Source organism: Xenorhabdus innexi (genome assembly GCF_002632485.1).
Lineage (GTDB): Bacteria > Pseudomonadota > Gammaproteobacteria > Enterobacterales > Enterobacteriaceae > Xenorhabdus > Xenorhabdus innexi.
In genome coordinates this window covers 1-346 of record NZ_NIBU01000282.1, presented here as the reverse complement: position 1 = coordinate 346, position 346 = coordinate 1, and the positions used below count along the sequence as shown (strand labels likewise).

Here is a 346-nt window from a genome sequence, read left to right as displayed (position 1 = left end):
ACCTGCTCCAAAAGGCGTGGTCGGAAACGTATTTTTGGCTGGAAAAAGCACAAGAATATTTATGCCAGAACGCGTTCAAAACACCACAAAGAAAATCATGTAAAAACAAAACATTGGATGCGTGTTTTGAAAGGCTTAATTCTTAAGATCCTGTCTATGATGGCTGAATAAAGTATAAATCACTTATAGAATAAATCTTGCATTCACATAATAAGTGCAACACCGTTATGAACGAAGTAAACGAGTCGGTATGCCTTTAAATAACTCATTCGGTGTTTGATAACCTCGCGTTTTTCGAGGACGTTTATTTAATCGATTTGCCACGAGATTTATCTCCAACTCTGAG

1 pseudogene is annotated in these 346 nt (G+C 37.0%); it reads right to left on the bottom strand.

Features of this window, described 5'->3' with window-relative positions:
* Positions 1-225: 225 nt before the first annotated feature.
* A pseudogene (locus tag Xinn_RS21625) lies at positions 226-346 on the bottom strand (IS30 family transposase); the annotation flags it as partial.